Raw genomic sequence first — 7,370 nt, 5'->3', positions numbered from 1 at the left:
AGTGGGAGAAATCCCAACAGCACAAGAGATCATTTTCATCTGCCGCAGCGGCTATCGCAGCGAACGGGTATGTGAATACTTGCAGCACCTTGGAATGGAAGGTGCCGTTAACATGTCAGGTGGCATGCTGGCTTGGGCAAGCATTGCTGGCCCTACTCAGCTTCCTTCGTAGCACAACGATAGGTCTCATAGGCTTCTAAAATCTGATGCATAATGTGTTCCACCTCGCATTGATCCGTTGGAATCGTACAATGTGCGAAATCATAACGCCCAGCGCGCGCTTCCATGAGCTGATGGACGCGCTCTGACGCGTTCCCCTGTAAAAGCGGACGATCAGCATCGCCCGAGACCCGAGCAATAATCGTGTCCACTTCCGCTGTCAAAGCAACTACAAAGCCTTGCTGTTTCATCACATCGCAATTGATTGCACGAAGCACCGCTCCTCCGCCTGTAGAAATAATGCCAGGCTGCTCGGACTGAAGCCATGCCGCTAGAACTTTGGATTCCGTATCACGGAAGTACTCTTCTCCTTCTTGAGCGAACAGCTCCGGAATCGATCTTCCTTCCTGACGGACCACTTCCTGATCCAAATCAATAAAAGGAACGTGGAGACGTTCTGCAAGGCGCTGACCTACTATGGATTTGCCTGTCCCCATAAATCCGATCAATACGATATGATGCCTCAGCTCACGCCGTTCATTGGTCAGCATATGACTCAACTCCTATAGGTAAACTTCCCATATGATACCATAGTCATCTTCGATTCGACAATCTTCCATGTATAAAAATAAAGGCTTCTACGTAAAGATGATAGTACATGTACGGATGAGTATTAGGTTGAACGAAAGAATCATAAATCCATACGAAAGGTCTGACGGTTATTCGTTCAATTCTTACAACAACCTATGAATAATAGAACATAGAATTAGGATCCTTCTACTCAGTCGAACCTTCTTTAAGGAGTGAACGAAGATGCCGCATCCTTCGAACCCCGATCACCACCATCGTGCCATTGCCGCTCGGATGGAGCGCATTCTGGACCCTCAGCACACGCTATGTCGCGATGATATCCTATGGGTGCTAAATATGGTCAAGAATCAACTGGCAAGCAATCAAGCCTCCGTGATTCAGCTCGGCGCTGAGCGATTAGCCAGAAACTATCGCTACTATGCCGAAGTAGCTGTCATTATGCTTCATCGCTCTAGGCTTCAGGACTCGGAGAGCGATCGTTTGCGCCTGTACTTGCAAGAAGCCGCACATGGCCTATGGCAGCCCATAGTGTCTTCAAATGACACTTAAGCCTGCTGCAAGAGAGGCGCTTATTGATCAATTCGCTCCCCAACCCTCCTAATAAAGCATAAGTTATGAGCATGAATAATCCTTTTCTGCTTCTCTTTAGATTCAATCATCCCTGTTTACAAATAACGCCGAGCTGTTGACCAGCTCGGCGTTAATGTGATAACGAGGCTTATCTCGTGATTAAGACAACCAGTTATAGTGGAAGGATCCTTCTTTGTCCACACGCTTGAACGTATGTGCGCCGAAGTAATCGCGTTGTGCTTGCAGCAGGTTCGCTGGCAAGCGTTCTGTACGATAGCTGTCATAGTAAGACAAGGCAGAAGAGAAGCCAGGAACAGGAATGCCGTTCGCTACAGCTGTGCTGATAACTTCACGCCATGCATATTGATAGTCTTCTACGATTTCCTTGAAATAAGGATCAAGTAGAAGGTTCTTAAGCTCTGCATCACGATCATACGCTTCCTTGATGTTGTTCAAGAATTGAGAACGGATGATGCAGCCGCCACGGAAGATCTTCGCAATATTGCCAAGTGGAAGATTCCAGTTATATTCTTCGGATGCTACACGCATTTGAGAGAAACCTTGCGCGTAAGATACGATCTTACTTGCGAAGAGCGCCTTGCGAATCTTCTCAATAAACTCCGCTTTGTCGCCTGTAAATGGCTTCACTTCTGGGCCAGACAATACTTTGCTAGCCGCAACACGCTCGTCCTTCATCGCGGACAAGAAACGGGAGAATACGGACTCTGTAATCATGGTAAGCGGGTAGCCAAGATCCAATGCGTTTTGGCTTGTCCATTTACCAGTACCTTTTTGACCTGCGGAATCCAAGATCACATCTACCATTGGCTTCCCTGTTTCTTCATCATACTTCGAGAAGATATCAGCTGTAATCTCGATCAGATAGCTGTCGAGCTCGCCTTTATTCCATTCGGAGAAGATTGCTTGCAATTCCTTTGTATCTACACCTACAACATGAGTCAAGAGATGGTAAGCTTCACAGATCAGCTGCATGTCACCGTACTCGATGCCATTGTGTACCATTTTGACATAGTGGCCAGCACCGTCTGGACCGATGTATGTGCAGCAAGGTTCTTCGTTTACTTTTGCAGAGATCGCTGTCAGGATTGGCTCAACCAGCTTATAAGCACTTTCTTGACCGCCTGGCATGATTGCAGGACCCGTCAATGCGCCTTCTTCACCGCCGGATACGCCCGTACCGATGAAGCGGAAGCCTTTCTCCTCCAAATATTTGCTGCGGCGCTGTGTATCAGGATAGTGAGCATTACCGCCGTCAATGATGATATCGCCTTGATCCAGATGAGGGATCAATTGGTCGATCGTTGCGTCTGTCGCTTGTCCAGCTTGAACCATGATCAAGATCTTGCGCGGCACTTCAAGCGACTGAACGAATTCTTCAATCGTATATGTAGGCGTCAAGTTCTTATCAGGTGCTTCGCTCATAAGAAGGTCTGTCTTCTCGCGGGAACGGTTGTAAACCGATACAGAAAAACCGCGGCTTTCGATATTCAGTGCCAAGTTCTTGCCCATTACAGCAAGTCCGATTACACCGATTTGTGTTTTCGACATATGGATCTTCCACCCTTTATCTAGATATAGTAGCAAGCATTAGTGTTATTTTACCCTTTTTCTACATAGAAGTGAACCCCTCCCCATCATTCCTATGAGCTACATCACAAGCGGGCATATCTATAACCTAACTTCCGTAGTATTACCTATATTTTTTGATGATGCATAGTATGGACATCATTTGCGCGATTCTTCAATAAACGTGCCCCTTTCAAAACTGGTGCTATTGAACTTATGATTTCACACAGCAAAACACCCCGCTATCCATCGACAAATGCTCTCATCGAATCGGATATAAGGGTTGTCTTGCGACTTTTCACCATTCCAGCTGCAGCATTTCTCTTCTAAGAACATGAAGCTCATCCTTGCACGATTGGATTGCTTCATGATCATGCAGGGACATGGCGCTATATAGCTCTGCCAGCTTACTATCAATTTCGGAGCGCAGTGCATCCATTCGATCTTCGGCACGGGTTGATGTATAAGCCTGGATCATCTCCTCTGTCGTTACCGATGGCCGCTTCTGATACAGTACCTTCTGCTCCATGCCGCTTATCTCAACAAGACGGATTCGTTCGCCAAACATAATATTTTCGACTAAAATTTGACGATCCTTGAACCTCTTTACCACCGCGTGACCTCTAGAATCCCCAATCATTCGTTCCATAAACGCTCCAAGACGCTCATCTCGGATGGTATAATCCCCAACAATTTTGTAGCGATTGTTGATTCGCTGGAATCGAAGCTTTACCAATTTGCGTCCTGTTCGAATGGAGACGATAAACAGCGATTCATTCTCGCTCCAATACAAGGAATACCCCGCTTGAATAAGGTCACGGATGAGGTTCTGGATTTGCCGACGGTCAAAACGTAACTCCAAATTGCAATATTCAACTTCATCGCTGCGATTCACGGCAATCCCTCCTTACCTAGTCATCGCTTCCATATTCCATCATATGTTCGAGCAACTTGGTTTATTGACTTGTTTTTCGAAAGAAATGCTTCTTTTCTCGAAGCGTGACTATCACGTGCTATAATAAAAGGACTTACAGAATAGAGAGGATGAACCATACATGACCTTTAACGGCTTTCAAGCTGCCGACTTCGAAACGTTCCAGATCGAAGGACTTGACGCTCGAATGGAAGCGATTCGAGAACGCATTCAGCCAAAATTCCGTCTCATTGGCGAACAGCTAAGCGGAGAAGCCTCTCTGCTTGCAGGCCAAGAGATGTTTTTGCATATTGCAAAACATGCGCGCAGAACTGTAAATCCTCCAAAGGATACTTGGCTCGCGATCGGTCCAAATAAGCGCGGATATAAGGCGCTCCCTCACTTCCAAGTTGGACTTTTCGACGACCATCTCTTTATATGGCTCGCATTTATCTATGAAGCCACGAATAAGCAGCGGATCGCTTCGCTGTTCTTGAAAGAACTTGATCAGCTTAAGACTATCGTGCCCAAGGATTATGTGATCTCGCAGGATCACATGCAAAAGCATGCGACCTCCCTTAAGGACATGTCCGATCAAGAGCTGGAGCAGTCCCTTATCCGATTCCGCGACGTGAAATCTGCCGAATGGCTGGTCGGACGCCATATTGATGCCAAAAACCCGATTCTAAAAGATGGACAAGCCTTTATGAAGCTTACATCTGATACGATTGAGACCTTGATACCGCTCTATAAACTTGCTGGACAAGCATGATATTGATAATGAAGACACTTCCTACGATTAGGGAGTGTTTTTATATTGAAAGAAGACATAAAGGATTTATTCGCACATAGAGGCTGTGAACCGATCTTTACAAGGGGATGGGAAACGATTAGAATGAGAATAAAAAAATGAGTGATTACTCACTTTTATTCAAAGGATTAACACTCATCCATTTCTATGCCAAAAAGAAGGAGAGCATGATGATGAATGCAACCACTCACGTAGATGATCATCCCGTCGTTGCGCTTCAAAACGTATCGAAGCAGTATGAGAAACAACCTGTAATCCATCCGCTTAGCTTTACGGTTAAGAAAGGAGAAATGTTCGGCATGCTTGGGCCTTCCGGCTCGGGGAAAACGACCACCATCAAGCTTATGATTGGAATGGAGAAGCCTGATGCCGGCAGCGTGATCGCGCTAGATACGACACTTCCCGATCTCCAGGTGTTCCGCCGAATCGGATACATGGCGCAGTCCGATGCGCTGTACCATGAGCTGTCCGCGTATGAAAACATCGAGTTCTTCGCTTCTTTGTATGGTCTTAAAGACGCCTATAAAAAAGATCGCATCCAATACGTGCTGCAACTCGTTGACCTGCTTCCACATGCGAAAAAACCTGTTAGTCAATACTCTGGTGGGATGAAGCGCCGCTTATCGCTTGCCATCGCACTGCTTCATGAGCCTGAACTCCTTGTGCTGGATGAGCCGACGGTCGGGATTGATCCTGTTCTAAGACGCTCCATCTGGGATACGCTTCATGAACTAAAGATGAACGGAACAACCATTGTCGTGACTACGCATGTCATGGATGAGGCGGAACAATGCGAGCGTATTGCCCTGCTTCGGGATGGCAGACTTATAGCTGTTGGATCGCCGCAAGAGTTAAAGAAGACTCATCAAGCGGAAACACTCGAAGAAGTATTCATCCAATTCAGCGGAGGTCTTCAAGCATGAGAATACGAGCCTTGGTACTACGAATCATTCGACAGATGCGAAGAGACAAGCGGACACTTGCGTTAATCTTTGTCGCCCCTTTAGTTGTAATGACATTGATGTATGCCGTATTTGGCGGTTCACTGCCTGAGCCAAAAGTGGGATATATTGCAGAGGATGTTATTGATGAAGCGATGAAGAGCATTCAAGCGGATTGGACTCGATACGATGAGCTGAGCGCTGCCAAGCTGGAGCTAAAGGATGGGAATCTTGATGCCTATCTGCAAATGGAGCTCCAAAATATGAAGCCAGTGGTGCATGTCACCTTAGAAGGCAGCGACCCATCCATAAGCCGCCAGACGATGGAGACCATTCAAGAAACGATGCAGACGCTCATTCCATCCTTGTCCGCGGAGCTTCAAGAGAAGCTACCCGCTTCAGCCAATCCGTCAGGTCAAGCCCATCTTCCTATTGCAATCGCCCAGCCTGAGCTCGTTGTAGACACGTTGTACGGTCATCAGGACATGAGCACATTTGACCGGATAGGACCTATGCTTATTGGAGTTTTTGTCTTTTTATTTGTGTTTATGATCTCAGGCGTGTCATTTTTGCGGGAACGAACGCAGGGTACGCTGGATCGACTGCTGGCTTCGCCGTTAAGACGAACAGAGATTGTACTCGGCTACACCATTGGCTTCGGCTTATTCGCGCTCTTACAAACCATCATTATTACGGCATACGCCACCTATGTGCTTGATCTGCAAATTGAAGGAAGCTTCTGGTATGTGCTGCTTATCGCCTTATGCCTTGCACTAACTGCCTTAAGTCTTAGCACCCTGATGTCTGCCTTCGCTACGAATGAATTTCAGATGTTTCAGTTCATTCCGCTTGTTATTGTTCCGCAGGTATTCTTCTGTGGATTATTTCCGTTAGAGGCGATGCCGAAGTGGCTGCAATGGGTCTCTGTGCTTCTGCCGCTAACGTATGGCTCGGATGCCCTGATTAATGTTATGATACGTGGCAAAGGATTCGAGGTTATCGCCCCATCCGTTGCTGTGCTTGCCTGCTTTGCGACAGCATTCTTTGTGCTGAACGTATGGGCGCTTCGCAAATATCGTTCGATCTAGTGTAGGAGTGATAAACGTTGTCGGTAGAAAGAAACCAGCATGAAGAAGAGTGGATCAAGCTATTGAATCAATTGGAGCCTGAAGAGCGGGAGAAGATGACGGATAAGCAGCAGCGAATCGTTGCCGCAGCTCTCGATATTTTTTCAGAAAAAGGATATGCAGCGGCCTCTACGAATGAAATTGCCAAGAAAGCAGGCGTCGCAGAAGGGACGATCTTTCGCCACTATAAAACGAAGAAGGAGCTGCTGTTCTCCATCCTCTCGCCGATGATGACGAAGCTGCTTGCCCCCTTCCTCCTTCGCGAGCTCAAGCAGATCGTCGATACACCGTATGACAGCTATGCTCAATTCGTTGCAGCCATTCTGAAGAATCGCCATGATTTTTTTATCAAGCATAAGCAAGCCATCCGTCTGCTCATTCAGGAAATTCCTTTTCATGAGGAACTCAAGGAAGAATTTATTAATACAGTATCCGAGCAGCTGTTCGAGCGTGCGCGGCTCGTCGTGGAGCGCTACAAAGCAGTTGGAGAGCTGATTGACATGCCTTCACCCATCATCCTGCGTTTTACACTAACGAATGTGATTGGATTCTTGCTCGTCCGCCATCTTTTCCTGCCGAATGCCGAGTGGGAGCAAGACGAGGTAGAGTTGGAACGTACCGTACAATTGATTATGCATGGGATAGCAAGCTTTAAGTCATAACCATAAATG

General features: G+C 46.8%; 9 protein-coding genes. 6 read left to right on the top strand and 3 right to left on the bottom strand.

From position 1 onward, the window contains the following. A partial coding sequence (locus tag I2H74_RS24535; protein ID WP_229106502.1) for a rhodanese-like domain-containing protein occupies positions 1–172 on the top strand: 172 nt, incomplete at its 5' end. Here the strand turns inward: I2H74_RS24535 and I2H74_RS07425 are convergent. Next, on the bottom strand, positions 153–710 hold the full coding sequence (locus I2H74_RS07425) for a shikimate kinase (protein ID WP_229106443.1): 558 nt from the start codon (positions 708–710) through the stop codon (positions 153–155). The two genes, I2H74_RS24535 and I2H74_RS07425, sit on opposite strands and share 20 nt — an antisense overlap. 262 nt (positions 711–972) lie before the next feature. Between I2H74_RS07425 and I2H74_RS07420 the strand changes: the two genes are divergently transcribed. After that, positions 973–1,299 (top strand): methyltransferase, encoded by a 327-nt coding sequence (locus I2H74_RS07420; RefSeq protein WP_195572884.1) that lies wholly within the window; start codon positions 973–975, stop codon positions 1,297–1,299. A 180-nt stretch (positions 1,300–1,479) separates the two neighbouring features. Here I2H74_RS07420 and gndA read toward each other — a convergent pair whose 3' ends face one another. Together gndA and I2H74_RS07410 are read right to left on the bottom strand one after the other, a co-directional pair. After that, a complete protein-coding gene (gndA, locus tag I2H74_RS07415) occupies positions 1,480–2,889 on the bottom strand; it encodes an NADP-dependent phosphogluconate dehydrogenase (protein WP_195572882.1) in 1,410 nt (469 codons plus the stop codon). 316 nt (positions 2,890–3,205) lie between these two features. Next, entirely contained in the window at positions 3,206–3,802 is a 597-nt protein-coding gene (locus I2H74_RS07410; protein ID WP_195572880.1) for a hypothetical protein, read from the bottom strand. Positions 3,803–3,962: 160 nt separating this feature from the next. Here I2H74_RS07410 and I2H74_RS07405 point away from each other — a divergent pair, with 160 nt between their 5' ends. The 4 genes from I2H74_RS07405 (at position 3,963) to I2H74_RS07390 (ending at position 7,361) form a co-directional block, all read left to right on the top strand. Further along, on the top strand, positions 3,963–4,592 hold the full coding sequence (locus tag I2H74_RS07405; RefSeq protein WP_195572878.1) for a YktB family protein: 630 nt from the start codon (positions 3,963–3,965) through the stop codon (positions 4,590–4,592). A gap of 212 nt (positions 4,593–4,804) precedes the next feature. Further along, positions 4,805–5,554: an ABC transporter ATP-binding protein gene (locus I2H74_RS07400; RefSeq protein WP_195573432.1), complete on the top strand. Its 750-nt coding sequence runs from the start codon at positions 4,805–4,807 to the stop codon at positions 5,552–5,554. After that, the gene (locus tag I2H74_RS07395; protein WP_195572876.1) at positions 5,551–6,660 is read left to right on the top strand and encodes an ABC transporter permease; all 1,110 of its coding nucleotides are present in this window, start codon (positions 5,551–5,553) and stop codon (positions 6,658–6,660) included. The genes I2H74_RS07400 and I2H74_RS07395 overlap by 4 nt, the downstream gene beginning before the upstream one ends. Positions 6,661–6,677: 17 nt before the next feature. Beyond that, positions 6,678–7,361, top strand: coding sequence for a TetR/AcrR family transcriptional regulator (locus tag I2H74_RS07390; protein WP_229106442.1), 684 nt, complete (start codon positions 6,678–6,680; stop codon positions 7,359–7,361). Positions 7,362–7,370: the final 9 nt, after the last annotated feature.

Source organism: Paenibacillus sp. 1001270B_150601_E10 (genome assembly GCF_015558675.1).
In the GTDB taxonomy this organism is placed as follows: Bacteria; Bacillota; Bacilli; order Paenibacillales; family Paenibacillaceae; genus Paenibacillus_B.
The sequence above is the reverse complement of the archived record's forward strand: the minus strand, read 5'-3'. Positions and strand labels throughout refer to the sequence as shown.